The organism is Curtobacterium sp. MCBD17_030 (assembly GCF_003224255.1).
GTDB lineage: Bacteria > Actinomycetota > Actinomycetes > Actinomycetales > Microbacteriaceae > Curtobacterium.
In genome coordinates, this window is the sequence record NZ_QKLI01000003.1 from 1 (window position 1) to 24,935 (window position 24,935).

Below are 24,935 nucleotides of genomic sequence, written 5' to 3' on the forward strand. Positions count from 1 at the left end.
GAGCCCGGTCCAATACCGAGCCCATGCCCTCGCGGCATAACCTGAATTCACAGTCCAACAAACAGGGACCAGTTCACTGGCACCGGGCCTCCCGTCCGTCGTGTGGTCGCGCCTACAGGCTCGCGAGCGCCGCGTTCAGCGTCGCCGACGGACGCATGACCGCACTGGTCTTGGCGTCGTCGGGCCGGTAGTACCCGCCGATGTCCGCCGGCTGGCCCTGCACCGCGACGAGCTCGTCGACGATCGTCTCTTCCTGGTCGGCGAGGGTCGTCGCGAGCCCCTGGAACGCCGCGGCGAGCTCGGTGTCCTCCGTCTGCGCGGCGAGCTCCTCGGCCCAGTACTTCGCCAGGTAGAAGTGGCTGCCACGGTTGTCGATCGAGCCGAGCTTGCGGCCGGGCGACTTGTCCTCGTCGAGGAAGGTCCCGGTGGCGCGGTCGAGCGTGTCCGCCAGCACCTTCGCGCGGGCGTTGCCGGTCACACCGGCCAGGTGCTCGAGGCTGACCGCGAGGGCCAGGAACTCGCCCAGGCTGTCCCAGCGCAGGTAGTTCTGCTGCACGAGCTGCTGCACGTGCTTCGGCGCGGAACCGCCGGCACCGGTCTCGAACAGACCACCGCCGCCGAGGAGCGGGACGACGGAGAGCATCTTCGCCGAGGTGCCGAGCTCCATGATCGGGAACAGGTCGGTCAGGTAGTCGCGCAGGACGTTGCCGGTGACCGAGATGGTGTCCTCACCACGCCGGATGCGGTCGAGCGAGAAGCGCATGGCTTCTTCCGGCGACAGGATCTCGATCTGCAGCCCGTCGGTGTCGTGCTCCTGCAGGTAGGTGCGGACCAGGCCGATCAGGACGGCGTCGTGCGACCGGGTCTCGTCCAGCCAGAAGACCGCGGGCGTCGCGCTGGCACGGGCGCGGGTGACGGCGAGCTTCACCCAGTCGCGGATCGCGATGTCCTTCGTCTGGCAGGCGCGCCAGATGTCGCCCTGCTCGACGTCGTGCTCGAGGACCGTGTCCCCGGCGGCGTTCGTGACGCGGACGACGCCGTCGCCCGGCAGCTCGAAGGTCTTGTCGTGGGAGCCGTACTCCTCGGCCTTCAGCGCCATGAGCCCGACGTTCGGCACCGAACCCATGGTCGCCGGGTCGAAGGCGCCGTGGGCGCGGCAGTCCTCGATGACGGCCTGGTAGATGCCGGCGTAGCTGGAGTCCGGGATGACCGCGACGGTGTCGTGTTCGTCACCGTCTGGGCCCCACATGTGCCCGGAGGTGCGGATCATCGCGGGCATCGAGGCGTCCACGATGACGTCGCTCGGGACGTGCAGGTTCGTGATGCCCTTGTCCGAGTCGACCATGGCCAGGTCCGGGCCGGCGTCGATGCCGTCCTGGAACGCCTGCTTGATCTCGGCACCGTTCGGCAGCGCGTCGAGCCCGGCGAGGACCGAGCCGAGGCCGTCGTTCGGCGTGAGCCCGGCGGCGGCGAGGTCGGCTCCGTAGCGCGCGAACACGTCGGGGAAGAACGCCCGGATGACGTGCCCGAAGATGATCGGGTCGGAGACCTTCATCATCGTGGCCTTGAGGTGGACGGAGAACAGGATGCCCTCGTCCGCCGCGCGCTGGATCTGCTTGCGGAGGAACTGCTCGAGCGCGGCGACGTGCAGCACGGTGCCGTCCACGACCTCACCGGCGACGACGGGGATCGACTGCTTGAGCACCTGCTCGCTGCCGTCCTGCCCGACGAAGGTGATCGTCAGGATGTCGTCGGCCGGGGCGACCCAGGTCTTCTCGTTGGAGCGGAAGTCGTCGACGCCCATGGTCACGACGTTCGTCTTGGAGTCCGAGCTCCACTTGCCCATGCGGTGCGGGTGCTTGCGGGCGTAGTTCTTCACGGACAGCGGCGCGCGGCGGTCCGAGTTGCCTTCGCGCAGGACCGGGTTGACGGCGCTGCCCTTGACGCGGTCGTAGCGGGCCCGGACGTCGCGCTCGTCGTCCGTGCTCGGCTCGTCGGGGTAGTCCGGCAGGTCGTAGCCCTGCGACTGCAGCTCGGCGATGGCGACCTTGAGCTGTGGGATCGAGGCCGAGATGTTCGGCAGCTTGATGATGTTCGCCTCGGGCGTCCCGGCGAGCTCGCCGAGCTCCGCCAGGGCGTCGTCCAGGCGCTGCTCAGCACTGAGCCGCTCCGGGAACAGGGCGATGATCCGGCCCGAGAGCGAGATGTCTCGGGTCTCCACGTCGACGCCCGCGGTCTTCGCGAAGGACGCGATGACGGGCAGGAAGGAGTGGGTGGCGAGGAACGGGGCCTCGTCGGTGAGCGTGTAGATGATCTTGGCCATGCTGGCGGGTACTCCCTTGTTCGCGCGGTCCGTGCCCCCCACGCTACTCGCGGCGTGAGATGTCTCGACATCAAGATACCCGTCCTGTGGACGGGCACCACTGCCGGCCGCACCTGTGGAGGAAGGGCACAGCACCGCAGGGCTCCGGGGCTCAGACCGTCAGGCGGAACACCCGGAGGCCGGCGGCCCGCAGCCCTGCCGTCCCGAGCCGTGTGCGCAGGTTCCGGAAGGGTCGGCGGAACCCCGACTCCGCCGTGGCCACACCGAGCTGGTGCAGGACCTCTGCCGTCAGGGCGTGTTCGAGCTTCGGCGCGAGCCTGGTGACCCGCGAGACGGTGATGACGATGCGGACCGCGCCCGGGCGGAGCAGGGGCTCGAGCATCTCGGCGGCTTCCTGCGCACGGTGGAACGCGGGGTCCTCGCCGGGCCGGCGGATCGCGATGACGGCGAGTTCGGCGCTGCCGCTCCCGTCCACCTCGGGCACGTCGTCGACACCGACGACGTGCATCCGTGTCGCGTCGACCCCGGCACGGACGGCAGCCGCCCGCAGGACGGGGAGCAGGTCCTGGGTACCGGCGAGCACGACCTCCGCCGACCGCAGGTCGATGGGTTCGTGCCGCTCCCGCGGCGATCGGGCCATGAGGGGTCCTCTCCGTCGCTTGCCTCGACCCTACTGATCCACAGCCGGGAGGCCCGGATCCGGTCGCTCTCCGCACTCCCCACCGCAGATGGCCGCGGAACGAGGGGCTGTACAACCGGACAGCTTCGTGCAGAATGGGCTCCGGCCATGACTCCCCCAGATGCAGACCACCCCAGCAGCACGCCCGTCGTGCACCTGACGCGTCGCGCTGCCCTGGCGGCGGAGCGGGCCGAGCAGGCCGCCGCGACGAAGCCGCGCCTGCGAGCTGCGCGACCGGCAGCCGTCCCGGACGTCGCGACCCGGGACGTCACCACCCCGGTCGTCGCGACCCCGGACGTCACCGCCCCGGTCGTCGCGGCCCCGGTCGTCACGCAAGCCGACACCCGCATCCGCCGGGTCCCGCGGCGGGCTGTCGCGATCGCCAGCACGACGACGGTCGGCACCGGCACCGCGAGCACCACGACTCCCGTCAGCCGCCGACGCGGAGCCCGGGCCAGCCAGCTCACCCTCACGAGCGCCGCCGCCGCCCTCGCCATGTTCGGTGCCACCGCGATGCCCGCTCACGCCGGCACCGGGGGGTCCTCGGCGATCGCGACCCTCGCCCCCGCGGTGAGCACCCAGGACTTCGCCGTCACCCAGGTGGCGCTCCCGAGCACCTCGCGCGACGGCTTCACGGTCGGCGGCGGTGTCGCGTCGACGGACGCCGGCGCCGTGGTGGCCGGTGAGACGGTGACCTACGGCGGCGCGATCCGCTCCCCGTTCCCGGGCCCGGTCCGGATGAGTTCGGGCTTCGGGTACCGCTCCGCTCCTTGCGGCGCGTGCTCGTCCCTGCACCAGGGGCTCGACTTCAACCCGGGCATGGGCGCTCCGATCGGCGCCGTCGCCGCGGGCACCGTCCGGGTGTCGGGGATCTACTTCTCGTACGGCGAGACCGTCATCATCGACCACCAGGTGGACGGCCGGAAGGTCTCGACCCTGTACGGCCACATGATCCCCGGGTCGTCGCCCCTGCAGGTCGGCGACCGCGTGGAGCCCGGACAGTTCATCGGCAGCGTCGGGTCCTCCGGTGTCTCGACCGGAGCCCACCTGCACCTCGAGGTCCTGATGGACGGCACCCTGCCGGTCGACCCGGCCGCCTGGCTCGCCGCCCACACCGGCCGCGCACTCTAACGAGCCGGTCTCCGAACCGGTACCGGGCCTCCCGTCCGGTGCCGGAGGGACGCACACGTAGCCTTGGCGCATGGGTATCGACGTCCGCAACGAGATCCGCGACTTCCTGTCCAGCCGTCGAGCCCGGCTCACCCCGGACCAGGCCGGCATGCCGGCCTTCGGCGGAGGCACCCGGCGCGTCCCGGGACTCCGACGACACGAGGTCGCGATGCTCGCCGGCGTCAGCGTCGACTACTACACACGGCTCGAACGAGGCACCCTGAAAGGCGTCTCCGAGGGCGTGCTCGACGGCCTCGCCACGGCGCTCCAGCTGGACGAGGCAGAGCGGGCGCACCTGGCGGACCTCGCCCACCTGGCGAACGCCGGTGTGAAGACCACCCACCGTCCGGTGCCGACGTCGGTGCGCCCGGCGGTGCAGCGACTACTCGACGCGATCACCGGCGCCCCCGCGTGGGTGCGCAACGAGCGGCTCGACATCGTCGCCGCGAACACCCTCGGCCACGCGCTCTACGCCCCCGTCTTCGCCGGCGCCGGACGTCCGGTGAACACGGCGCGCTTCGCGTTCCTCGACCCCGCGGCCCGCGACTTCTTCCCCCGCTGGGAGCAGACCGCCCGCGACGCCGTGGCCGTCCTCCGCACCACGGCGGCATCGAACCCGTGCGAGCCCGGGCTGATGACACTGGTCAGCGAGCTCTCGGCGAAGAGCGAGGAGTTCCGCACCTGGTGGGCCGAGCACGACGTCCACGTGCACCGCTCGGGCCGGAAGCACCTACACCACCCGATCGTCGGTGACCTCGAGCTGACGTTCGAGGCGCTCGACCTGGTGGCCGACCCCGGGCTGACGGTGTTCACGTACGGCGCCGACGCCGGGTCGGAGTCCGAACGGTCCCTGTCGCTCCTCGGCACCTGGGCCGCCACCGAGCTGGCCGAGCAGCGCGCGGCGGCCCGGACCTCGGAGCCGGTCGACCAGGTCGACTGAGACCGGCTTCGACAGACCGGGACCGGGTGCCGACGACGTCACCGCCGTAGGCTGACGGCGTGACGAGGACTGCGGACGGACCCGCCGGCGAGGCCGAGCACGGCAGGGCCGACCGCACCGCCGACAGCGCGTCCCGTCACCGCCGGCCGGAGCCGGTCTTCGAACGGGCGATCCGGGTGGCGCTCGGGCAGGCCCGCACGGTCCTCCACGTCCGAGCCGGTGCGGATGCGGGCGCTGGTGCCGGCGCGTACGAGCCGCGCGACCGGGACCTGACCGCCGTCGAGCCTCCCGACGAGGCCCTGCCCTTCGCCGACGACTCGTTCGACGCCGCCTCGTCGGCCTTCGCACTGCCCGTGTGGCCCGACCTGGAACGGGGTCTCGCCGAGGTCCGTCGGGTCACCCGTGGGCCGGTCGTCCTGCTCACCCGCGACCCGGCCCGCATCGAGGACCACTGGCTCGGCGACTACGCCCCGGACGTCCTGGCGAACGAGGCCCGGCGCTGGCCGACACTCGACCGGATCGGCGACGCCCTCGGCGGGGTGGTCACGACGACGCCCGTGCCGATCCCCTTCACGTGCGTCGACGGGTTCTCCGAGGCGTACTACGCCCGGCCGGAACGACTGCTCGACGCCAGCGCGCGCCGGGCCGACCCGGCGTGGGCCTCGGTCGACGAGATGACCGCAGCCCGCTCGGTCGCCGCCCTCCGCACCGCGATCGAGGACGGCTCGTGGGACGCCCGGTACGGCCGGCTCCGCGTGCAGCCGTCGTACGAGGGCTCGCTGGTGCTCGTCGTCGCCCAGCCGTAAGGTGAGGCCGTGAGCAACCGTTCCGAGGAGGTCGTCGGCGCCTGCGCCGACATCAGGGCCTGACGCCCCTGCCGTGTCATCGACACGGCTTCGTCGTCGACCCCTCCAGAACGAACGCACCTGAGACGCACACTGCTGCGCCGGTGCCAGAACGACAGGTTCACCATGCTCCCGATCACCATCGAGGCCCTCCGCGCCTCCTTCGTCAACGCCTCCCGCCGCGAGGTCACCGACATGACCCTCCCCGACCTCGACGCCGTCGACTGGGAGGACCTGACCTTCCTCGGGTGGCGTGACCCGAAGACCTCGCGTCGGGCCTACGCGGTCATCCCGACCCTCGACGGCGCCCTGATCGGCATCGTGTTCCGGCAGGCCGAAGCGTCGCCACGCTCCCGTGCCCAGTGCTCGTGGTGTCAGGACGTGAAGCTGCCGAACGACGTGGTCTTCTACTCGGCCAAGCGCTCCGGTCCGGCGGGTCGGAAGGGCGACACCGTCGGCACCCTGGTCTGCCAGGACTTCCAGTGTTCGCGGAACGTCCGGAAGACCCCGCCGCCGGCGTACGAGGGCTACGACGTCGAGGCCGCACGGCTCCGGCGCATCGAGGACCTGCAGCTCCGCGTCGCGGGCTTCGCCGCCGAGGTCTGACCCGGGACCTGGACCGCTCAGGGACGGACGGGAGGCGCGGTGCCGGCCCGCACCGCGCCTCCCGTCCGGTCAGTGCGGCAGCGGTGGGTTGTCGAACGCGATGCGGAGCGTTGCGATCCGCCACACCTCGTCGGCCACGCTGAGCGTGAAGGTGGCCGTGCCCGTCGCGACGATGACCGGCGTGGTGCCGTCGACGGCGATCAGCGTCAGGAGGGCGGTCGCCCGGCTGGTCCCGTCCGCGGCACCCGTGATGACGGTGTTCGTGAGCAGGTGCCGCTGCTGGACGGGCGGCCCGTCCGGTGGTGCGGAAGCGAAACCGATGATGGCGTCCCGCCCGCGGATCGGGCCCATGACGACCTGGTCCCTGACGGCGAAGGACCATTCGGCGTCGTCCCGGTGCACGGCGGCGAGGGCGTCGAGGTCGTGCGTATCGAGCGCCGAGCCGTACTGCGCGATGACCTGCTGGATCTCGTGGGTGGCGGCGCTCATGCGACGGTGAGCACGATCTTGCCTTCGAGGTGGCCTGCGGCGGCCCGCTCGTGCGCGAGCTGCGCGTCGGCCAGGGTGAAGGTGCTGTCGATCGCGACGCGCACGACCCCCGTCTCGAGGAGTTCGGCGAGCTGGGCGAGCTGGGCACCGCTCGCGCGCACCTGGGTGCTCGAGACCGACACCTCCGCGGCCGCGGCCTGCTCGGGGTCGACGGGACCGGAGAAGACCGGGAAGAGCGCACCACCGCGCGTGACGTTCGCGAGGAACCGACCGGTGGCCGGCCCGCCGACACTGTCGAGGACGAGGTCGAACTCCGCACCGGATTCCTCGGGGGGCGTCACCGTGTAGTCGAGGAACTCGTCCGCTCCGAGTTCCTCGAGGAACTGTCGGTGCGCTCCCGAAGCGACCGCGACGACGTACGCGCCCTTCCACTTCGCGAGCTGGACGGCGATGTGGCCCACACCGCCGGCGGCTCCGTTGACCAGGACCCGGGTTCCCTCGTGCAGCGGCACCGGGCGGTGCAGCTCCGCTTGGAACGGCGGCACGGTGTCGTGCCCGAGCTCGATGAGGAACTGCCAGGCCGTCAGCCCCGCCATCGGCGCCGCGGCCGCGTGGACGTGGTCGATGCTCGCCGGCTTGTGCGCCAGGTCGGTCGCCGGTGCCGCGACGTACTCCGCGTACGCGTTCGCCGGGGCGTCCGGGAAGCGGATCAGGCCGAAGACCTCGTCGCCGGGCACGAAGTCCGTGACGTCGGGGGCGACCGCTTCGACCACGCCGGAGATGTCCGAGCCGAGGATCAGGGGGTAGGCGAGGACGGGTCGCCACTCCGGCGGCAGGATCGTCATCCCGTCCCGCATGTACCAGTCCGGTGGGTTGAGCCCGATGGCGTGGACCCGGACGAGCACCTCGCCCGCCTGCGGCTCCGGCCGGGTCACCTGCTCGTACCGCAGGACCTCCGGTCCGCCCGGGGTGTGGACCTGGACTGCGTGCATCATCAACTCGGTCATCGTGTCTGCCTGTCGGTCATCTAGACTGGACCGAAGTGGACCAGTGATCCGAATATATGGACCACTGATCCAGATAGCAAACGAGGTGCCCGGATGCGAGCAGACGCACGCAAGAACCACGATGCCCTGGTGGACGCGGCTGCCGCCGTCTTCGCTGAGGACGGGGCCGACGCGTCCCTCCGCGTCATCGCCCGTCGTGCCGACGTCGGCCTGGCGACGCTCCTCCGGAACTTCCCGACCCGGGACGCCCTGCTCGAGGTGCTGCTCCGCACCGGCTTCACGGAACTGGCTGAGCACGGACGAGCCCTGATGACGGCGGACGACCCCCGCGCTGCGCTGCTCACCTGGGTCCGGGAGTTCGTCAGGAGCGCCGACGTCTACCGTGGTGTCATCGACGTCATGGCCTCGGCGATCCACGACCCGGACTCCGCCCTGCATGCCGCGTGCGTCGAGATGCGGACGTCGGGCGCGGAGCTGCTCGCACGCGCGCAGCAGGCCGGGGTCGCTCGGTCCGACCTGGACGGCGACGACCTGTTCATCCTCGCCGCCGGCTTCGCGTGGACGCGCAGCCAGGCTTCCGCACCCGCTCGCCGCGAGCACGTCCTCGACGTGCAGCTCGCGTCGCTCGGGACCTGATCGCGGCCCCCCGGGCCGATGACGAGTGGCCGTCCGCGCGACGCCCCACGCGGAGACGGACGGGAGGCCCGGTGCCAGCTGGCACCGGGCCTCCCGTCCGACCGGTGGTCGCGTCAGCGACCGATGCTGGACATGTCCGGGTAGCGGTCGCCGGTCGGCAGCGGCAGCGACGTCAGGCGCTCGACCTGCTCGGCCGTGAGGGTGAGGTCGGCGCCGCCGACGTTCTCCTCGAGGCGCGTGACGCGCTTCGTGCCGGGGATCGGGACGATGTCGTCGCCCTGGGCGAGCAGCCAGGCGAGCGCGACCTGCGCCGGGGTGCCGCCGACCTCGTCCGCGATGCCCTTCACGACGTCGACGATCTTCATGTTCGCCGCGAATGCCTCCTGCTGGAAGCGCGGGTTCGCGGAGCGGAAGTCGTCGTCACCCAGGTCGGACGGCTTCGTGATGGCTCCGGTGAGGAACCCACGGCCGAGCGGCGAGTACGGCACCAGACCGATGCCGAGCTCACGGAGGGTGTCGAGCACGTCACCCTCGGGGTCCCGCGTCCAGAGCGAGTACTCGCTCTGGAGGGCCGTGATCGGGTGGACGGCGTGGGCCTTCCGGATCGTGGCGGCACTGGCCTCGGAGAGACCGATGTGGCGGATCTTGCCCTCCTGCACGAAGCCGGCGAGCTGTCCGATGACGTCCTCGATCGGCACGGCCGGGTCGACGCGGTGCTGGTAGTAGAGGTCGATGTGGTCGGTGCCGAGCCGGCGGAGCGAGCCCTCGAGGGCGACGCGGACGGACTCCGGCGCACTGGAGATCGCGCGGGTCTGGGTCGGCGTCTGCTCGTCGGCCTCGTGGTGGTACAGGCCGAACTTGGTGGCGATGACGACCTCGTCGCGGCGGCCGTGCAGGGCCTCGGCGAGGAGCTCCTCGTTCGTGTACGGGCCGTACGCCTCGGCGGTGTCGAAGAGCGTGACGCCGAGGTCGATGGCGCGGTGGATGGTGCGGATGGACTCGGCGTCGTCCGAGCCGGCACCCGAGTAGAAGGCACTCATGCCCATGGTGCCGAGGCCGATCGCACCGACCTGGAGGTCGGCGAGTGTGCGTGTCTGCATGCGTGGTCCTTTCGTTCGCAGTCCCCGGTGTACTCGCCTCCGCCGGAGCCGAGGGAGGCACTGACCGTGCCCGCCTGACGGGAATGCACGGCAGCGGCGTCTGCGCACGAGACCACGAACGCCGACGGACCCGGTCCGCGCGATGTGCGCGGTACCGGGTCCGTCGGGTGGTGCGAGCTGGTCGTCAGTGCTTGCGGAAGTACGCGTTCGACGCCGGCAGGAACATCAGTACGGTGGCGACGATGACCAGGATCAACGTGATCGTCCCGAAGACCGAGAAGGCGGCGAAGATGCCGAGCAGCTGCAGGATCGCCAGGACGAGCAGCACGATGCGGGCCCAGTTCCGGCCGTCACGCATCTTGAAGACGATGAAGAGCTCGACGAGTGCGATGACGATCGCGATGACCGCGCCGACCGTCAGCCCCGCGCGCATGGTCGTGTCGTCCGTCTGCGATCCGACACCGATGACGTTGATGATGCCGCCGATGATGCCGACGACGACGACGATCAGCCAGAGGATGAACGAGACGGTGACCGTGGTCGGACGACCGGTCGCGGAGGTGGTGCTCATGCTGAGGATCCCTTCGTGGCTCGGCGAGCCTGTTGAAGCTGAACGTAGTCTTCGAAACAGCTGATGTCCGTTCTCCGCGTGGTCGGATCGGGGCGTGAACCTGACCTTCCGGCTCCTGTTGCTGACGCTGCGCGTGCGCCTCTCCCCGCGTCGCCGGCTGTCGCTGTGGGACGAGTCGCGGACCCCGTTCCGCGTGACGCTCACGGACCTGGACCCGCTCCGGCACGTGAACAACGGCAAGTACCTGTCGCTGCTCGACCTCGGCCGCTTCGAGCTGATGCTCCGGTCGGGTGCCTGGCGCACCTTCGGTGAGCACGGGTGGTACCCGGTCGTCGCCGCGCAGACGATCACCTACAAGCGGTCGCTGACGCTCGGGCAGCGCTTCGAGTTGCGGTCGCGGGTGCTCGGTGTGGACGAGCGCGCCGTGTACATGGAGCAGACCTTCGTCCGCCACGAGGACGTCATAGCCCGGGCCGTCGTGCAGGCCCGGTTCCTCCGTCGGACGGGAGGCACGGTGCAGCCCGACGAGCTGCTCCCGGCCGTCGGTGGGTCACCCCGCGACCTGACCCTGCCGGGCTGGGTGACGGCCTGGGCCGACGCCGTGCGGGTCAGCGGCGCCGGGAGGGCCTGAGTCCTACCATCGGGCCATGGAGATCGAGCCGTTCGTCGTCGCCGACGCCGCTGCCTGGCGCGCCTGGTTGGACGGCCACGAGGACCTGTCCGACGGGGTGTGGCTGGTGCTCGCGAAGAAGGGCACCACGAGTCCGACGAGCCTGACGTACGCGCAGGCCCTCGACGAGGCGCTCTGCTCGGGGTGGATCGACGGGTCCAAGCGCGGGCTCGACGCGGCCACGTTCCTCCAGCGGTTCACCCCGCGGCGGAAGGCGTCGCTGTGGTCGCAGCGGAACGTCGGGTTGGTCGCGGGGCTGATCGCGGCCGGACGGATGCGGTCCCGTGGGCAGGCGGAGATCGACCGGGCGCAGGCCGACGGCCGGTGGGACCGGGCGTACGCGGGTGCGGCGACCGCCGAGGTGCCCACCGACCTCCGTGTGGCGCTCGACGTGGTGCCGACGGCGGCTGCGCTGTTCGCGGACCTCGACGCGACGAACCGGTACGCCGTCGTGCACCGGGTGGTGACTGCTCCGAGTCCGACGGCGCGAGCGAACCGGGTGGCGAAGCTGGTCGGGATGCTCGAGCGCGGTGAGACGCCGTACCCCCGTGCCCGGGCGGACCCTCAGGAACGTGGTGCCGGGCAGGCGTAGACCGGGTGGATGACCACTGGCACTGACACCACGAACCGTCCGGCCGCATCTTCCGGCACCTTCCGCATCGGCGGGGACCTCGAGGTCAACCGCCTCGGCTACGGCACCATGCAGCTCACGGGCCCCGGCGTGTGGGGACCGCCGAAGGACCACGACGAGGCGATCCGCGTCCTCAAGCGCGCCGTCGAACTCGGGGTGAACTTCTTCGACACCGCGGACTCCTACGGCCCCTACGTCGCCGAGGAGCTCCTCAAGGAGGCCCTCCACCCCTACGGCGACGACGTCGTCATCGCGACCAAGGCCGGCCTGACCCGCACCGGCCCGAACGAGTGGCCGCCGGTCGGCCGCCCGGAGTACCTGCGCCAGGAGGCCGAGATGAGCCTCCGCCGCCTGGGTCTCGAGCGCATCGACCTGTTCCAGCTGCACCGCATCGACCCGAAGGTCCCGCTCGAGGACCAGATCGGTGAACTCAAGAAGCTGCAGGACGAAGGCAAGATCCGCCACATCGGGCTGTCCGAGGTCTCCGTCGACGACGTGAAGGCCGCGCAGGAGATCGCCACGATCGTCTCCGTGCAGAACCTCTACAACCTCACCGACCGGTCGGCCGAGGAGCTCCTCGACTGGTCCGAGCAGCAGGGCATCGGGTTCATCCCGTGGTTCCCGCTCGCGACCGGTGGGCTGACCGGCGATGACTCGCCGCTGACCGAGCTGGCGAAGCAGAAGGACGCCACCCCGGCGCAGGTCGCACTGGCCTGGCTGCTCAAGCGTTCGCCCGTCATGCTGCCGATCCCGGGCACGTCGAGCGTCGACCACCTCGAGGACAACCTGCAGGGCGCGACGATCGAGCTCTCCGACGACGAGTTCCAGGAGCTGTCGAAGCTGCACAGCTGACGCACCGAACCGCATGACAGGAGGCTCCCCACCGGTCCGGTGGGGAGCCTCCTGTCCGTCGTCCGGATGATCTCCGTCCCGACCGCTTGCCGAACCATACCGGGTATGTGCATACTCGGTATGCCCGAGGGGAAGTGCTCCGACGGTCGAGGGGGAACGATGAGCGTTCGCATGGGCGTACTCGCACTGCTGGTGGCCGAGCCGGGCTACGGCTACCAGCTCCGGGGGGAGTTCGAGCACCGCACGGGGGGCAGCTGGCCGCTGAACATCGGCCAGGTCTACACGACGCTCGACCGGTTGGAACGCGACGGTCTCGTGGCCCGCGGCGACGCCGACGACGACGGACACGTCGTCTACACGGCGACCGACGCCGGGCGTGAGGCCGTCGACCGCTGGTTCAACGAGCCGGTCCCCACCAAGCGCGGTCGCGACGAGCTGGCGATCAAGTTCGCGATCGCGGTCACCGTGCCCGACGTGGACGTCCGACACCTGGTGCAGGTGCAGCGGACTGCGGCGCTCCGGGCGCTGCAGGACCTGACCCGACTGAAGCGCACGACGGACCCGGCGACGGAACTGGCGTGGTCACTCGTGCTCGAGTCGATGGTGTTCCAGGCGGAGTCCGAGGTCCGGTGGCTCGACCACGTCGAGTCGAGCGTCGCGCGGTACCAGCCGGCGCCCCGAGCCACGATCGACACCCCCGACGACGAGGACGCCTACGGCAGCGAGCCAACCGGCCGCCGTGGCACGGGAGCCGTCCGATGAGCACCGCACCGCTGCTGGAACTCGACGCCGTCGCCGTGCAGTACGGCAGCGGCGCGCAGGCTGTGACCGCCCTGGCCGGTGTCGACCTGACGATCCGACCGGGCGAGATGGTCGCCGTGATGGGCACCTCAGGCTCGGGCAAGTCGACACTGCTGTCCGTCGCCGGCACCCTGATGCCCCCGACGAGCGGCGAGGTCCGCATCGACGGCGAATGGGTGTCCGACCGGCCCGCCCGTGAACTCGCAGCGCTGCGGCGACGGGTGCTCGGGTTCGTGTTCCAGGACTTCAACCTCATCCCCTCCCTGACCGCGGTCGAGAACGTGGCGCTGCCGCTGGAGCTCGACGGCTGGCGGACCGGGCGTGCACGGAAGGCCGCGGAGCTCGCGCTCGAGAGCGTCGAACTCGGACACCGTCTGGACGCCTGGCCGGACGACCTCTCCGGTGGTCAGCGACAGCGCGTCGCCATCGCCCGCGGGGTCGTCGGGGACCGCAAGCTCGTCCTCGCCGACGAGCCGACCGGTGCCCTCGACTCGCAGACCGGCGAGGTCGTCCTCCGCATGCTCCGTCGGCACGTCGACTCCGGCGCCGGGGCACTGCTCGTCACGCACGACGCCCGGCACGCCGCGTGGGCGGACCGCATCGTGTTCCTCCGCGACGGCCGGATCGTCGACGAGTCGTCGTACGCCGGCGTCGAGCTGGCCCTGACCGACGTGCAGGAGCGACCGTGAGCGAGCGGCCCCGGCGGGACACACACCGTCCGACGATCCGCAGCCGCTCCCCGTTCGCCGTCCGCCCGGCACTGCTGCTGGCCCGACGTCTGGCGTTCGCCCGGCCCGGGCGTGCGGTGCTCGTCGCGGCGCTCATCGGCTTGCCCATCGCCGGCCTGGCCGCGGGCGGGGTGCTCATCGCGTCGAGCACGCAGAGCACCGAGGACCGGTTGACCGTCGAGCTCGGGCAGTCCGCGGCGATGCTCGAGGCGAACGGCCCGGACCTCGCCGGCATGCGGCAGGACCCGGTGGACCGGTACACGTCGACCATCGCGAAGAAGAGCCCGCTGCAGCGATACTACGACCGTCCGGACACCTCCGACGCCGACGCCAGCGCCTTCCCGACGCCCGACCTGCTGGGCTCGGTACCCGACGGCGCGGCGTCGATCCCGGTCCGGCAGGGCACCGCGGTCGTCAGCGGCCCCCGCGTCCCGGTCACGGTCAACGCCGTCGAGGGCCAGACCTGGGCCGGCGCACTCCAGGGGCACTGGGAGCGCATCGACGGCGGTGTCCCGCGGTCCGGGGACGAGGTCCTCGTCACCCCGGCGACCCTCGATCGTCTGGACATCGCCGTCGGCCAGACGCTCCAGCTCAACGACCCCGTCCAACGGCAGGTCACCGTCGTCGGGACGCTCCGCGACCTGGGTGTGCCGAGTTCGACCCTCGCGGTCTTCGGCGAGTGGGGGTCGCTCGGGCTCGAGGACGACGGCACCGCACAGGTGTTCCTGCCCGACCGCAGCGTCACCTGGCCCGAGATCCAGCGGTACAACGACCACGGCATCGTCGTCGAGTCGCGTGCCGTCGTGCTCCACCCGCCGTTCCCGAGCACGAGCACGCGCGGCGCGGGGTCCCTCATCAGCTACGGGTACGTCGGCCTGGCCGGGGTGTTCGCCCTCTTCGAGGTCGGGCTGCTCGCGGCGGCCGCGTTCCTGGTCAGCTCGCGAGCCGACACCCGGACCCACGCGGTGCTCGCCAGCGTCGGCGGGGACCGGCGCTTCCTGTTCACCGTGGTGTCCTCGTCCGGGCTCGTGCTCGGTGCCGTGGGGGCCATCGTCGGCAGCGCGCTCGGCATCGTCGGCGGTGTCGTCGCGTTCCACCTGCTCGACTCCGGCGACCGCGCGCAGTACCCCGGCGTCCACCTGCCCTGGCTGGTGCTGCTCGTCGTCCTGGTCCTCGGGCTCCTGGCCGGCTGGGCGGCGTCGCTCGTCGCCGCCCGGAGCGCCAGCCGGGTCGACGTGGACAGCGCCCTCCGTGGTGCGACCCGCCCCGCCCCGGTGTCGCGTCGACGACGGGCCGCGGCGGCCGGACCGGTGCTCGCCGTCGTCGGCATCGTGATGACCCTGGCCTGCGGCATCGGGGTCCTCGCCCTGAACGCCCGCCCCGTCCAGGAGGACCACCTGGCCCTCGTCGTCGGCGCCGGGGTCGCGCTCGGGCCGTGCCTGGCGCAGCTCGGCATCGTCATGGCCGCCCGTCGACTGCTCGGCGCGGTCGCCCGCGTCGGCGAACGGTTCGGCCTGCCCGCCCGGATCGCCGTGCGGGACGCCGTCCGCAACCCGGTCCGGACCGTCCCGGTGCTCGCGAGCGTGATGAGCGTCGTGTTCGTCGCGACCGTCGTCCTGACGTTCACCGCGTCGCAGTCGACCCAGAGCAACGAGCAGTACGAGTTCAGGACCGCGACGGGCGTCGGGACGACCGCGGTCACCGACGTCGACGGGGTGCCGGACGCCGACCTCACCGCGCGGGCGGTCCGCGTCGTGCGACAGGTCGTCCCGGAAGCCCACCTCCGCGTGCTCGGCGCGGGCATCGAGAACCGCTCGGACGACGCCCCGGTGACGTTGCCGGTCGACGTGCACCGCCCCGACTGCACGAGCGCCGGCAGCGGACCCTGCGCCGGGTGGTTGGTGGGGCCGGACAGCACCAGCCCGCACGTCCTGACCGGCAGCGCCGACGACCTCGGCGTGCTGATCGGACACCGGCCCTCCCGGGCCGCCCGGGCAGCGCTCGAGCGCGGTGACGCCGTCGCCGTCCGCCCCGAGTTCGTCCAGGACGGTGTCGTCCGGTTCGACACCCGCAAGGCATCGCAGTTCGCGATGTACGGGGAACGACCGACCGGTCGCCCGCTGCACACCATGACCGTCCCGGCCGTGGTCGAGCACACCGAGGAGCCGCTGCAGATCGCCGTCTTCCTCACTCCGCAGGGTGCCGCACGACACGGCCTGGAGACCGAGCCGAACTACCTGGTCGGGAGCTTCCCCGACGGCATGTCGACGGAACGCTCCGACGCCCTCGCCGCCACCTGGCAGGCCTCCGCCGGACAACAGGCGGACTCCTGGTACCCGTCGTTCAACGTCGAGGCCGGACCGCAGGACCCGTTCCGTCCGATCGCCCTGGTCGTCGTCCTGCTCGCCGGCATCGTCACCCTCGGGGCCACGACCGTCGCGATCGGACTGGCCCGCGCCGACGGCCGCCGCGACGACGAGGTCCTCGACGCTATCGGCGCCTCCCCCGGGGTCCGTCGTCGGGTCTCCACCTGGCAGGCCGCGGTGCTGACCCTGGTCGGTTCGCTGGTGGGCGTCGCGCTGGGGGTCCTGCCGCTCCGGGCACTCACGCTGCGGTTCGCCCCCACCCCGCTCGGCGTCTCGCACCTGCCGTTCGCGCCGGACCCGACCTCGCTCGTCGTGCTCGCGCTCGGCCTGCCGCTGCTGGTCACCGCCGGGGTGTGGGCCGTCGCGGGGCGTCGGCGGAAGGTGGCGGTGCGCCGGACGGCCTGACGGCGGACGGCCTGCACGCCGGACGGGAGGCGCGGTGCCAGCTGAAACCGGGCCTCCCGTCCGGTGTGCGGTCGCCGCCGCTACTCGGTGAGCTTGATGAGCAGGGGCAGGAAGAGCCCGGCGAGCCAGGAGAGCACGAGCACGGAGGCGCCGATCGCAAGGAGCCGACGGCGACGACGCTGCCTGGGGCTCTCGGCGACGCCCCAGACGCCGGCACGGACCAGCAGGCGGTTCGCCTCGCCGACCAGGCGGCGGACCTCCGGGTCCTCCATGTCGAGGTGCCCGTTCTCGGCGTGCTCCGCGATCGCGGTGGCCTCGTCGACCGTCAGCGCGGTGTCACCCGTCGCGCGGTCCCTGCGTCGCATGCGCCCACGGTAGCCCGCGGGTGCCCGGAGGGCCACCGGTGGCGCCGGGCGGCACCCGCGGCGCGCTCCCGCGGCGCGCTCCCGCGGCGGGCTCCCGCGGCGCACAACAGGAACCGGCTCGAACCGCGGACTCCCGTGGCTCGAGCCGGTTCCTGTTGTGCGGCGGCAGTGCGCCTCGGTGGCGGGGCGCGCCAGTGGCGGGCTGCCACCGGCGGCGCCGAGGTGGGCGGCGACGGACGGGAGGCGCGGCGCGGTCCGGCACCGCGCCTCCCGTCGACGGTCACTCGGGCAGCGGCTCGGCGTAGGTGCGGAACTCGCCGCGCTCCGTGTGGATCGCCCACAGTCGCTCGGCGATCGACTCACCCGAGTGGTCGTCCTGGCCGTCGTCGATGCCGAACGGGATGATGAGCTGGCCGACGTGCACGTCCTCGTCGCGGACGGCGTCGTGGAGCAGCTGCGCGTAGGCGCTCTCGCCGGCGAACGCGACCGAGGTACCGGTCACGCGCGCTCCCGGGCGGACGGCACTGCCGCCGTTGACGAACAGGATCGTGCCGTGCCCGAGCGACCGCATGCCCGGCAGGACCTGGCGGACGGCGTTCACCGAGCCGTAGACGGAGAACTCGATCGGGCCGACGAGGTCTTCCGCGGTCGTCTCGAGGACCGGCCGCATGTACTCCTTCGCCGGCAGCGGGCTGTACTGCAGGACCTCGATCGGGCCGAGCTGCTCGGTGGCCTGCTCGAGCGCGTGCCGGAGCGAGTCGCCGTCCCGGACGTTCGCGGCGAACCCGGCGGCCTGGTGGCCCTGCTCACGGAGCGACGCGGCGAGTTCGTCGAGCCGCGCCTGGTTGCGGGAGATCAGGGCGACGGCGAAGCCCTCGCGGGCGAAGCGTTCCGCGACGGCGAGCCCGAGGCCCTTGCCGGCGCCGACGATGGCGATGGTGGTCATGTGTCCTCCAAGGACAGTGAGGTGGTCCTCCCACTGAACCAGGCCACCTGGTCCGGTCACTCGGGCAGGTCGAGGCCCGCGGGCGCGCCGGTGGCAGCCGGATGGTCACGGCAGCGGCCGGGAGATCGGGTCGAGTCGGCATCCCTCCCCCTCGACCGCGAGGCGGCACCTCGGCGGCAGCGCCGAGATGAACTCGATCTCGAAGACCCCGGCACCCTCGATGGTCGCGGTCTCGATGTCCAGGAGGAACTCGACCTCGGCCCAGCCCGGGTTCCCCGGACCCGCCGGTGCTGGCAGCACACGCGCCGAGAAACCCGCGACCCAGGCCCGGTGCAGGACGCCCGGGAGGCTCCGCGATCGGACACGACGCGGCAGGACGACACGCATCCACATCCGGAGCACCTCCACCTGCACGGTCCGCCGCGAGCCACGACGTCCCTGGATCGAACCTCGGTCGTCCTCCGGGCGTCGATCAGCGTCGCGCATCCCGGATGGGGACCGTGAACTCCACCGGCGAGCGCGGCTCCTGCGTGCACGCCGAGGTCTCCACCCGCAGCGTGGCAGGCATGTCCCGTCCCACCTCTCCCCACCGGATCACCCGGGAGAGCGCTCGTGCGGCGCTCTGGTTCTGGCCGTCCGTCTGGGCAGGCGTCGCCGTGGTCGTGACCCTGCTGCTGCTCGTGGTGCGTCCGGGCCCGTCCGGGTGGCGCTGGCCGGGCGGGCAGGAATCCGCCGGTGTCCTGCTCCAGGTGGTCGCATCGAGCGTGATGGCCGCGACGACGGTCACGTTCTCGCTGACGGTCGTCGCGCTGCAGTTGTCGTCACAGCAGTTCTCCCCGCGGCTGCTCCGCGAGTTCGCTCGTGACCGGGTCACGCAGGCCGTGCTCGGGATCCTGCTCGCCACCTTCGTGTCCGCCCTCACCTGCGTGCTCGGGATCGGCGGCACCCGGCTCCCGGTGTTCGCCCTCGCGCTGGTCTTCGTCCTGGGGATCGCGTCCGCCGGCGCGCTCATCGCGTTCGTCGGGCACATCGTCCGGTCGCTCCGGATCGACTCGCTCATGCGGGCGGTCCACGGTGAGACGGCGGCGATGATCTCGGCGACGTACCCGCCGAGGACCGACGGGAGGCCCGGGGCCGGCTCCGACGGACTCCCGGACGACCGGCGGGACCCGAGCCGATCCCTGCCGGACCGCGTGCCGGAACTCGACCTGAGGGCGCGTCGCACCGGGTTCGTCCGACGCATCGACACGGAAGCGCTGACACGCGCCGCCCGGCGGGACGACGTCGTGGTGCAACTCCGGGTCATGCCCGGGGACCACGTCACCCTCGGCGCACCGATCGCACGGATGTGGTTCCGGAGCCGCCCAGCCGACCCGTGGGACGTCGTCGAGCGGGCCCTCGAGATCGGGTACGAGCGGACGATGGAGCAGGACATCGCGTACGGGTTCCGCCAGCTCACGGACATCGGGGTGAAGGCGGTGTCCCCGGCGATCAACGACCCGGTCACCGCCGTGCACGCGATCGGCTACTGCGCCGACCTGCTCGTGCGGCTGGAAGGTGTCGTCATCCGCGACCGCCGGGTGCAGGACGGAACCGGTGTGCTGCGGCTCGTCGTCCCGGACCGGGACCGGCGGTACTGGCTCGACCTGGTCTGCGGTCCGCTCCGCCGCTACGGTTCTGACGAGCCGATCGTCCTGGGTGCACTGCTGCGGATGCTCCGGGACTGTGCGGCCTCCACCCAGGACCCGCTCGACGGCGAGGAGTTGCTCCGGCAGGCCGACCTGGTGCTCGAACAGGCGTCGACCACGCTCGCGGCGGTCGACCTCGAGGAGCTCGCCGATCGGCACCGGCGGGTCGGTGCTGCGGTCCGGGGCGACCTCGACGCAGCGTACGACGACCGGGCCGGCGAGACCAGGTCGGTCTGATCCCGTGGCTGCTCGGAGCCGTCAGCACCCAGCGGTTCCGCACCTCCGCGAGGTGCAATCGAGGGACATCGCCCGGGAGGCTCACCATGGGAAGAACCCGTCGCACCGTCTCGGCCGCGAGCGTCGCGCTCGTCGCCCTGGCGCTGACCGCCTGCACGAGCGAGGACGGGACCGACCCCTCGGACGCACCCCGGGCCTCCGCCCCGGCCGACCTGGCCGCCGGGCAGGTCGCACCGGACGGTGCCACGACCGACGTGGCGGCCGGACTGGAGGCCCCTTGGTCCGTCGTGCGCACCGGTGACGGTGCCGACGCCCTCGTCAGCCTGCGGGACTCGGCGGAGGTCCTCGAACTGTCGGAGGACGGCGAGCGACGCACCGTCGGGACCGTCCCCGGCGTCCGACACGGCGGGGAGGGCGGCCTGCTCGGACTCGCACTGCAGGATGACGGGCTGTTCGTGTACTCGACCGGGGAGGACGGCAACCGCATCGAGCGCTACGACCTGCAGGGGTCGACGGGTTCGTACGAGCTCGGTGACGCCACGACGGTCATCGACGGGTTGCCCGCCAACACGTTCCACGACGGAGGGCGGATAGCGTTCGGCCCGGACGGCATGCTCTACGCCAGCGTCGGCGACGCGGGGGCGAGCGACGACGCCCAGGACCGGGACTCCCTCGCCGGCAAGATCCTCCGGCTCACCCCGGACGGCGACGTGCCCGCTGACCACCCGTTCCCGGACTCCCCCGTGTGGAGCCTCGGACACCGGAACGTGCAGGGTCTGGGGTGGAGCGCGGACGGGACGATGTTCGCCTCCGAGTTCGGGCAGGACGCCCGCGACGAGCTCAACGTCATCGAACCCGGCAGCGACTACGGCTGGCCCGAGGTCGAGGGCACCGGCGGCGAGGACCAGGGGTTCGTCGACCCCGTGCAGCAGTGGGCCACCGACGACGCGAGCCCGAGCGGCCTGACCGTCGTCGGCGACACCGTCTTCATCGCCAACCTGCAGGGCCGGATGCTCCGCGGGGTACCCGTCGACGACCCGAGCAGTGCGCAGGAGTACTTCGTCGGTGAGTACGGCCGCATCCGGACGGTCCTGGCAGGGCCCGACGACACGTTGTGGTTCGTCACGAACAACACCGACGGACGCGGCGACCCCGGCGAGGACGACGACCGGATCGTGCAGGTCCCGCTGACCACGGGCTCGTGAGCCCCACCGGGGTGCGCTCCGTCAGGGGACGAGCCGCTCCGCGCGGTAGCGGTCGAACAGCCGGGTGAACGAGTCGAGCGTCCGGTGGTGCTCGGTGAAGCCGGCGAGTCGGCTCTTCGACATGTCGGTCATCACCTCGATGTCCCGCCCGAGGTCGGCGTCGGTGTGCCACCAGGACGCCAGCCGCTCCAGGTCCGGCTCGACCAGGCCGTGCTCGGCGACGATCTCGGCCCAGACCGGGGCGGCGTCGACCATCTGCTCTTCGAAGGGGCGGGGCGCGGTGTCGAAGCCCTCGGCCTCGACGCCGAGGTGCGCGGCGATCCGCGGCCACATCCAGCGCCAGCGGAAGACGTCGCCGTTCGCGGTGTTGAACGCCTCGTCCGACCCGGCCGGGTCCGTCGCCGCCCACACCATCTGCGCGGCGAGCAGGTCGGCGTCGGTGACGTCGGTCAGGCCGTTCCACTGCGTCTCGCTGCCGGGGAAGACCATCGGTCGGCCGGTGTGGCGGCTGATCGCAGCGGCGACGGCGATGGTGAGCCCCATGTTCATCGCGTTCCCGACCGCGTACCCGAGCACGGTGTGCGAGCGGTGCACCGACCAGGTGAAGCCCTGGCGCGCGGCGGCGGCGAAGAGCTCGTCCTCCTGCGCGTAGTAGAAGTTGTCGACCTCCAGGCGTGGCTCGTCCTCGTGGAACGGGGTGTCCGGCATCGCGCCCTGCCCGTACGCCTCGAACGGACCGAGGTAGTGCTTCAGGCCGGTCATCAGCGCCACGTGCTGCACTGGTGCGTCGGCGAGCGCCGCGAGCAGGTCGCGGACCATGCCCCCGTTGACGGCGATGTTCTCGACTTCGGTCGCCTGCCGTGACCACGCCGTGAAGAACACGTGGGTGGCCGGGACGTCCGCCAGGGTCGAGTTCAGCGACTCCGCGGAACGCAGGTCGGCGGAGCGCCAGGTGACGCCCGGCCGTTCGGCTCCCGGGCGGCGGGACAGTGCCGTGACGGTCCAGCCGTCGGCGACGAGGTGGCCGACGATCGCCGATCCGGCGATGCCGGTGGCACCGACGACGAGGGCGTGCGGGGTCGCGGTCATGCGGGTCCTTCCGGTGGAGGGCGGTGAACCGGAGACAACACCTGTCGGCTGTGTGCATTCCGTCCCGCGGGTGGTCCTCGGACGGGAGGCGCGGCGGACAGGGGTACGGACGTCACCTCCCTCGTGTGGTCGCCTCCGCGCTCGGGTCACCGTGGGTCGATCGGCCCGAACCGCAGGACGGTCGCCGCCCAGTCCTCGACTGCCGGCGCATGGGTCGCCACGATCACCGCGGCCCCGGCTGATGCGAAGTCGGCGAGCACCTCCAGCACCATCCGCGCGTTGTCGTCGTCGAGTGCGCTCGTCGGTTCGTCGGCCAGGATGACGTCGGGCTGCTTCACGAGGAGTCGAGCGAGGGCGACGCGCTGCTGCTCGCCGCCGCTGAGGTCGTGTGCCCGGTCGCTCCCACGCCCCGCGAGTCCCACCCGCTCCAGCGCCTCGGCTACGGACGTCCGGAGTCCGGTCCGTGCACGACCCGGACGGCCGATCCGGATGTTGGCGTCGACCGTCATGTCGGGGACGAGGCCGAAGTCCTGGAAGAGGTAGCCGAGGTGGTCGCGCCGGAGTCGTCTGGCTCGACCGGGGCTCCTGCCCGCGTTGGTCCCGTCGATGCGGACCGTTCCGGAGTCCAGCGAGTCGATGAGCCCGATGCAGTCGAGGAGGGTCGACTTGCCGGAGCCGCTCGGCCCGGTGAGCGCGAGCACCTCCCCGCACGCCACACCGAACGACAGGTCCCGCCAGAGCAGCCGTCCGCCACGGTGCTTCGCGGCGCGGTGGACCTCGAGCATCACGAACCACTCCCCCGGGACCGGACGACCGCCCTCGTCGAGACGGCGACCACGGCGACGGCGACCGCCGTGAGCACGACGAGCGCTGCGACTGCGGAGACTCCGCTCACGCCAGCGGCACGCGCAGCGGGATCGAGCGCCGAGACGGCTCCTGACCCGTCAGGTCGCGTCTGCCACCAGCGATGCACGACGGCGATCCCGCCGGCTGACAGCAGGAGACCCTCGACCAGCAGGAGGTCGCCGTTCACGCGAGCCGGTGGTCGACCGGCGGCGATGCCGGCGAAGAGCCGACGGCCGTGACGTCGGTGATGTGCCGCGGTACTGATCACGGCGAGGACGACGGCGACGGTGAGACCGCTGATCACCGCGAGGACCCCGATGCCGACGGCGGTCGCGGCCTGCCGTTGGCGTTCAGCCACCGCCTGCCCCACGGAGACGACCGCGCTGAACTCGTCGCCGAGACCAGCGGCCTCGATCGCATGGTCGGCGACGGCCTCGGAGGTGAAGACGACGTCGCCGGTGGACAACCAGGCACCGAGTTGGTCCGGCGTGAAGACACCGGAGGCATCGGGGACGACGACCACCACGGCGTCGGTCGACCAGGAGGCCGCCGAGGAGTCACCTGCGTACGTGTACGCCCCGGTCGATCGGAGGGCCCCGCCGCCGATGTGCCGTCGTTGCTCGTCGGGCGCCCCGCGGAGTTCCCAACCCACCAGCGCACGGATCACCGCCCTTCGGTCGAGGTCCGACCCCGGCGGGGTCCAGACGGTGATGCGGTCGTCCGTCACGGTGATGCGGTCACCGTTCTCGGCGCGGAGGTCCTGATGACGCAGGTACTCGGCGTCGACGAACAGTCCCGGCACCGAACCCGGACCGGTTCCCGTGCCCACCTCGACCGCAGCGGTGAGCAGGGCATCGTGCCGGTCCAGGGCGCCGCCGACGAAGTCGCCGATCCGGTCCCAGTAGCCCTGCGTCTCGGATCCGGGCCGCGGGTCCGGGGTCACCCAGAGCTGGACGGCGTCCCCGGCTGCCTGCAGCTCGCGGTCGCCGGAGTCCGACCTGGCCGCGGCGACGGCAGCCGTCACGTCGAACACCGCGGCGACCAGCAGCAAGACCGCTGGCAGTCGAGCGGCATGTGCCACCAGGACGAGCGCGCCCGGAAGCCGAGCTCCCCGCAGGGTGGCCGCGATGGGCCGGCGAACGGCGATGAGCGTGCCGACGACGTGGGCTGCCACGACCGGGACGAGCAGCGCTGTGGTGAACACCGCGGCCGACATCGCGAACGTCTCCCACGACGCGAGCCCGTTGTGGAACCAGAGGAGGAGTCCCACGACTGGTACGCCGACCAGCACGACGGTCAGGGTCGCTCGGACCTCGGACAGCTCGGCGCACACGATCGCGCCTGCGCTGCGGCCGTGCAGTCGGCGCACCGCGGTCCGTCGCGGTGCGCCGATCGTGCCGACGAAGCAGAGCGCCACGCAGCCGAGCACGAGGGTGCCGGTGAGCTGGGACGTGCCCTGGACGCCGCCGGTCACGCCGATGCGATCCAGGACCGGCACCGTCTCGGAGCTGGTCGTGAAACCAGCACCCCGGAGTGCTGCGGCGGTCGCACGCTCGGCTCCGTGGTCGCCGATGACCTCGTACGAGCCGGTGGGGTCGTAGCGGTCGAGTGTAGGATGCGAAGCGGCTCACACGACGAGCGGCCCCGCCACCTCGACCTCGCCGCGCTCCACGAGCCACCGCACGGCGTCCAGCACGGTCTCCTCCGCCGTGTACCGGGGCGCGTAACCGAGCAGCCGCC

25 protein-coding genes are annotated in these 24,935 nt (G+C 72.0%); 13 read left to right on the forward strand and 12 right to left on the reverse strand.

From position 1 onward, the window contains the following. Positions 1–112 precede the first annotated feature (112 nt). Both DEI89_RS04105 and DEI89_RS04110 read right to left on the reverse strand, forming a co-directional pair. Positions 113–2,323 (reverse strand): NADP-dependent isocitrate dehydrogenase, encoded by a 2,211-nt coding sequence (locus tag DEI89_RS04105; RefSeq protein WP_110902782.1) that lies wholly within the window; start codon positions 2,321–2,323, stop codon positions 113–115. A gap of 151 nt (positions 2,324–2,474) precedes the next feature. Continuing rightward, entirely contained in the window at positions 2,475–2,963 is a 489-nt protein-coding gene (locus DEI89_RS04110; RefSeq protein ID WP_110902783.1) for a hypothetical protein, read from the reverse strand. A gap of 147 nt (positions 2,964–3,110) precedes the next feature. On the opposite strand from DEI89_RS04110, the gene DEI89_RS04115 reads away from it, so the two are divergent. The 4 genes from DEI89_RS04115 (at position 3,111) to DEI89_RS04130 (ending at position 6,563) form a co-directional block, all read left to right on the forward strand. After that, positions 3,111–4,133: a M23 family metallopeptidase gene (locus DEI89_RS04115; RefSeq protein ID WP_110902784.1), complete on the forward strand. Its 1,023-nt coding sequence runs from the start codon at positions 3,111–3,113 to the stop codon at positions 4,131–4,133. Between the two features lie 70 nt (positions 4,134–4,203). Next, positions 4,204–5,112, forward strand: a complete 909-nt coding sequence (locus DEI89_RS04120; protein ID WP_181421486.1) for a helix-turn-helix transcriptional regulator — start codon at positions 4,204–4,206, stop codon at positions 5,110–5,112. Positions 5,113–5,171: 59 nt separating this feature from the next. Further along, positions 5,172–5,918 (forward strand): class I SAM-dependent methyltransferase, encoded by a 747-nt coding sequence (locus DEI89_RS04125; RefSeq protein WP_110902785.1) that lies wholly within the window; start codon positions 5,172–5,174, stop codon positions 5,916–5,918. 165 nt (positions 5,919–6,083) lie between these two features. Beyond that, positions 6,084–6,563: an FBP domain-containing protein gene (locus tag DEI89_RS04130; protein WP_110902786.1), complete on the forward strand. Its 480-nt coding sequence runs from the start codon at positions 6,084–6,086 to the stop codon at positions 6,561–6,563. A 69-nt stretch (positions 6,564–6,632) separates the two neighbouring features. Here the strand turns inward: DEI89_RS04130 and DEI89_RS04135 are convergent, their stop codons facing one another. Together DEI89_RS04135 and DEI89_RS04140 are read right to left on the reverse strand one after the other, a co-directional pair. Next, a complete protein-coding gene (locus tag DEI89_RS04135; protein ID WP_110902787.1) occupies positions 6,633–7,052 on the reverse strand; it encodes a nuclear transport factor 2 family protein in 420 nt (139 codons plus the stop codon). After that, positions 7,049–8,059, reverse strand: coding sequence for an NADP-dependent oxidoreductase (locus tag DEI89_RS04140; RefSeq protein WP_181421487.1), 1,011 nt, complete (start codon positions 8,057–8,059; stop codon positions 7,049–7,051). The genes DEI89_RS04135 and DEI89_RS04140 overlap by 4 nt, the downstream gene beginning before the upstream one ends. 93 nt (positions 8,060–8,152) lie before the next feature. Here DEI89_RS04140 and DEI89_RS04145 point away from each other — a divergent pair, with 93 nt between their 5' ends. Beyond that, positions 8,153–8,695, forward strand: a complete 543-nt coding sequence (locus DEI89_RS04145; RefSeq protein WP_110902788.1) for a TetR/AcrR family transcriptional regulator — start codon at positions 8,153–8,155, stop codon at positions 8,693–8,695. Between the two features lie 113 nt (positions 8,696–8,808). Here the strand turns inward: DEI89_RS04145 and DEI89_RS04150 are convergent, their stop codons facing one another. Together DEI89_RS04150 and DEI89_RS04155 are read right to left on the reverse strand one after the other, a co-directional pair. Further along, entirely contained in the window at positions 8,809–9,795 is a 987-nt protein-coding gene (locus DEI89_RS04150; RefSeq protein ID WP_110902789.1) for an aldo/keto reductase, read from the reverse strand. 184 nt (positions 9,796–9,979) lie between these two features. Further along, positions 9,980–10,366, reverse strand: a complete 387-nt coding sequence (locus DEI89_RS04155; protein ID WP_111043566.1) for a hypothetical protein — start codon at positions 10,364–10,366, stop codon at positions 9,980–9,982. 94 nt (positions 10,367–10,460) lie between these two features. On the opposite strand from DEI89_RS04155, the gene DEI89_RS04160 reads away from it, so the two are divergent. The 6 genes from DEI89_RS04160 (at position 10,461) to DEI89_RS04185 (ending at position 16,819) form a co-directional block, all read left to right on the forward strand. Beyond that, on the forward strand, positions 10,461–10,997 hold the full coding sequence (locus tag DEI89_RS04160) for a thioesterase family protein (RefSeq protein WP_110902791.1): 537 nt from the start codon (positions 10,461–10,463) through the stop codon (positions 10,995–10,997). A gap of 16 nt (positions 10,998–11,013) precedes the next feature. Further along, complete coding sequence (locus DEI89_RS04165; protein ID WP_110902792.1) at positions 11,014–11,628, forward strand: YdeI family protein; 615 nt, start codon at positions 11,014–11,016, stop codon at positions 11,626–11,628. Between the two features lie 9 nt (positions 11,629–11,637). Further along, positions 11,638–12,519 (forward strand): aldo/keto reductase, encoded by an 882-nt coding sequence (locus DEI89_RS04170; RefSeq protein ID WP_110902793.1) that lies wholly within the window; start codon positions 11,638–11,640, stop codon positions 12,517–12,519. Between the two features lie 171 nt (positions 12,520–12,690). Next, entirely contained in the window at positions 12,691–13,281 is a 591-nt protein-coding gene (locus DEI89_RS04175; RefSeq protein WP_220033155.1) for a PadR family transcriptional regulator, read from the forward strand. Continuing rightward, the gene (locus tag DEI89_RS04180; RefSeq protein ID WP_110902795.1) at positions 13,278–14,009 is read left to right on the forward strand and encodes an ABC transporter ATP-binding protein; all 732 of its coding nucleotides are present in this window, start codon (positions 13,278–13,280) and stop codon (positions 14,007–14,009) included. Before DEI89_RS04175 ends, DEI89_RS04180 begins: the two co-directional genes overlap by 4 nt. Further along, positions 14,006–16,819 (forward strand): FtsX-like permease family protein, encoded by a 2,814-nt coding sequence (locus DEI89_RS04185; protein WP_110902796.1) that lies wholly within the window; start codon positions 14,006–14,008, stop codon positions 16,817–16,819. The genes DEI89_RS04180 and DEI89_RS04185 overlap by 4 nt, the downstream gene beginning before the upstream one ends. An 80-nt stretch (positions 16,820–16,899) precedes the next feature. On the opposite strand, the gene DEI89_RS04190 is transcribed toward DEI89_RS04185, so the two are convergent. The 3 genes from DEI89_RS04190 to DEI89_RS04200 all read right to left on the reverse strand — a co-directional run bounded on the left by DEI89_RS04190 (position 16,900) and on the right by DEI89_RS04200 (position 18,616). Further along, positions 16,900–17,184 (reverse strand): hypothetical protein, encoded by a 285-nt coding sequence (locus DEI89_RS04190; protein WP_110902797.1) that lies wholly within the window; start codon positions 17,182–17,184, stop codon positions 16,900–16,902. Positions 17,185–17,464: 280 nt separating this feature from the next. Next, entirely contained in the window at positions 17,465–18,130 is a 666-nt protein-coding gene (locus DEI89_RS04195; protein WP_110902798.1) for an SDR family oxidoreductase, read from the reverse strand. Positions 18,131–18,235: 105 nt separating this feature from the next. Beyond that, complete coding sequence (locus DEI89_RS04200) at positions 18,236–18,616, reverse strand: hypothetical protein (protein WP_110902799.1); 381 nt, start codon at positions 18,614–18,616, stop codon at positions 18,236–18,238. An 80-nt stretch (positions 18,617–18,696) separates the two neighbouring features. Here DEI89_RS04200 and DEI89_RS04205 point away from each other — a divergent pair, with 80 nt between their 5' ends. Beyond that, entirely contained in the window at positions 18,697–20,055 is a 1,359-nt protein-coding gene (locus DEI89_RS04205) for a DUF2254 domain-containing protein (protein WP_181421488.1), read from the forward strand. An 86-nt stretch (positions 20,056–20,141) separates the two neighbouring features. Beyond that, a complete protein-coding gene (locus tag DEI89_RS04210) occupies positions 20,142–21,260 on the forward strand; it encodes a sorbosone dehydrogenase family protein (RefSeq protein ID WP_110902801.1) in 1,119 nt (372 codons plus the stop codon). A gap of 21 nt (positions 21,261–21,281) precedes the next feature. On the opposite strand, the gene DEI89_RS04215 is transcribed toward DEI89_RS04210, so the two are convergent. The 3 genes from DEI89_RS04215 to DEI89_RS04225 all read right to left on the reverse strand — a co-directional run bounded on the left by DEI89_RS04215 (position 21,282) and on the right by DEI89_RS04225 (position 24,669). Further along, positions 21,282–22,349 (reverse strand): SDR family oxidoreductase, encoded by a 1,068-nt coding sequence (locus DEI89_RS04215; RefSeq protein WP_110902802.1) that lies wholly within the window; start codon positions 22,347–22,349, stop codon positions 21,282–21,284. Positions 22,350–22,495: 146 nt separating this feature from the next. After that, positions 22,496–23,134: an ABC transporter ATP-binding protein gene (locus tag DEI89_RS04220; RefSeq protein ID WP_110902997.1), complete on the reverse strand. Its 639-nt coding sequence runs from the start codon at positions 23,132–23,134 to the stop codon at positions 22,496–22,498. After that, positions 23,134–24,669, reverse strand: a complete 1,536-nt coding sequence (locus DEI89_RS04225) for a hypothetical protein (protein WP_146236672.1) — start codon at positions 24,667–24,669, stop codon at positions 23,134–23,136. The genes DEI89_RS04220 and DEI89_RS04225 overlap by 1 nt, the downstream gene beginning before the upstream one ends. Positions 24,670–24,935 lie beyond the last annotated feature (266 nt).

What these genes read in the sequence shown, in the direction of transcription:
- DEI89_RS04105 (WP_110902782.1), bottom strand. Translation starts at nt 2,323, where the DNA reads ATGGCCAAGATCATCTACACGCTCACCGACGAGGCCCCGTTCCTCGCC.
- DEI89_RS04110 (WP_110902783.1), bottom strand. Translation starts at nt 2,963, where the DNA reads ATGGCCCGATCGCCGCGGGAGCGGCACGAACCCATCGACCTGCGGTCG.
- DEI89_RS04115 (WP_110902784.1), top strand. Translation starts at nt 3,111, where the DNA reads ATGACTCCCCCAGATGCAGACCACCCCAGCAGCACGCCCGTCGTGCAC.
- DEI89_RS04120 (WP_181421486.1), top strand. Translation starts at nt 4,204, where the DNA reads ATGGGTATCGACGTCCGCAACGAGATCCGCGACTTCCTGTCCAGCCGT.
- DEI89_RS04130 (WP_110902786.1), top strand. Translation starts at nt 6,084, where the DNA reads ATGCTCCCGATCACCATCGAGGCCCTCCGCGCCTCCTTCGTCAACGCC.
- DEI89_RS04135 (WP_110902787.1), bottom strand. Translation starts at nt 7,052, where the DNA reads ATGAGCGCCGCCACCCACGAGATCCAGCAGGTCATCGCGCAGTACGGC.
- DEI89_RS04140 (WP_181421487.1), bottom strand. Translation starts at nt 8,059, where the DNA reads ATGACCGAGTTGATGATGCACGCAGTCCAGGTCCACACCCCGGGCGGA.
- DEI89_RS04145 (WP_110902788.1), top strand. Translation starts at nt 8,153, where the DNA reads ATGCGAGCAGACGCACGCAAGAACCACGATGCCCTGGTGGACGCGGCT.
- DEI89_RS04150 (WP_110902789.1), bottom strand. Translation starts at nt 9,795, where the DNA reads ATGCAGACACGCACACTCGCCGACCTCCAGGTCGGTGCGATCGGCCTC.
- DEI89_RS04155 (WP_111043566.1), bottom strand. Translation starts at nt 10,366, where the DNA reads ATGAGCACCACCTCCGCGACCGGTCGTCCGACCACGGTCACCGTCTCG.
- DEI89_RS04165 (WP_110902792.1), top strand. Translation starts at nt 11,014, where the DNA reads ATGGAGATCGAGCCGTTCGTCGTCGCCGACGCCGCTGCCTGGCGCGCC.
- DEI89_RS04170 (WP_110902793.1), top strand. Translation starts at nt 11,638, where the DNA reads ATGACCACTGGCACTGACACCACGAACCGTCCGGCCGCATCTTCCGGC.
- DEI89_RS04175 (WP_220033155.1), top strand. Translation starts at nt 12,691, where the DNA reads ATGGGCGTACTCGCACTGCTGGTGGCCGAGCCGGGCTACGGCTACCAG.
- DEI89_RS04180 (WP_110902795.1), top strand. Translation starts at nt 13,278, where the DNA reads ATGAGCACCGCACCGCTGCTGGAACTCGACGCCGTCGCCGTGCAGTAC.
- DEI89_RS04190 (WP_110902797.1), bottom strand. Translation starts at nt 17,184, where the DNA reads ATGCGACGCAGGGACCGCGCGACGGGTGACACCGCGCTGACGGTCGAC.
- DEI89_RS04195 (WP_110902798.1), bottom strand. Translation starts at nt 18,130, where the DNA reads ATGACCACCATCGCCATCGTCGGCGCCGGCAAGGGCCTCGGGCTCGCC.
- DEI89_RS04200 (WP_110902799.1), bottom strand. Translation starts at nt 18,616, where the DNA reads ATGCGCGACGCTGATCGACGCCCGGAGGACGACCGAGGTTCGATCCAG.
- DEI89_RS04205 (WP_181421488.1), top strand. Translation starts at nt 18,697, where the DNA reads ATGTCCCGTCCCACCTCTCCCCACCGGATCACCCGGGAGAGCGCTCGT.
- DEI89_RS04210 (WP_110902801.1), top strand. Translation starts at nt 20,142, where the DNA reads ATGGGAAGAACCCGTCGCACCGTCTCGGCCGCGAGCGTCGCGCTCGTC.
- DEI89_RS04215 (WP_110902802.1), bottom strand. Translation starts at nt 22,349, where the DNA reads ATGACCGCGACCCCGCACGCCCTCGTCGTCGGTGCCACCGGCATCGCC.
- DEI89_RS04220 (WP_110902997.1), bottom strand. Translation starts at nt 23,134, where the DNA reads ATGCTCGAGGTCCACCGCGCCGCGAAGCACCGTGGCGGACGGCTGCTC.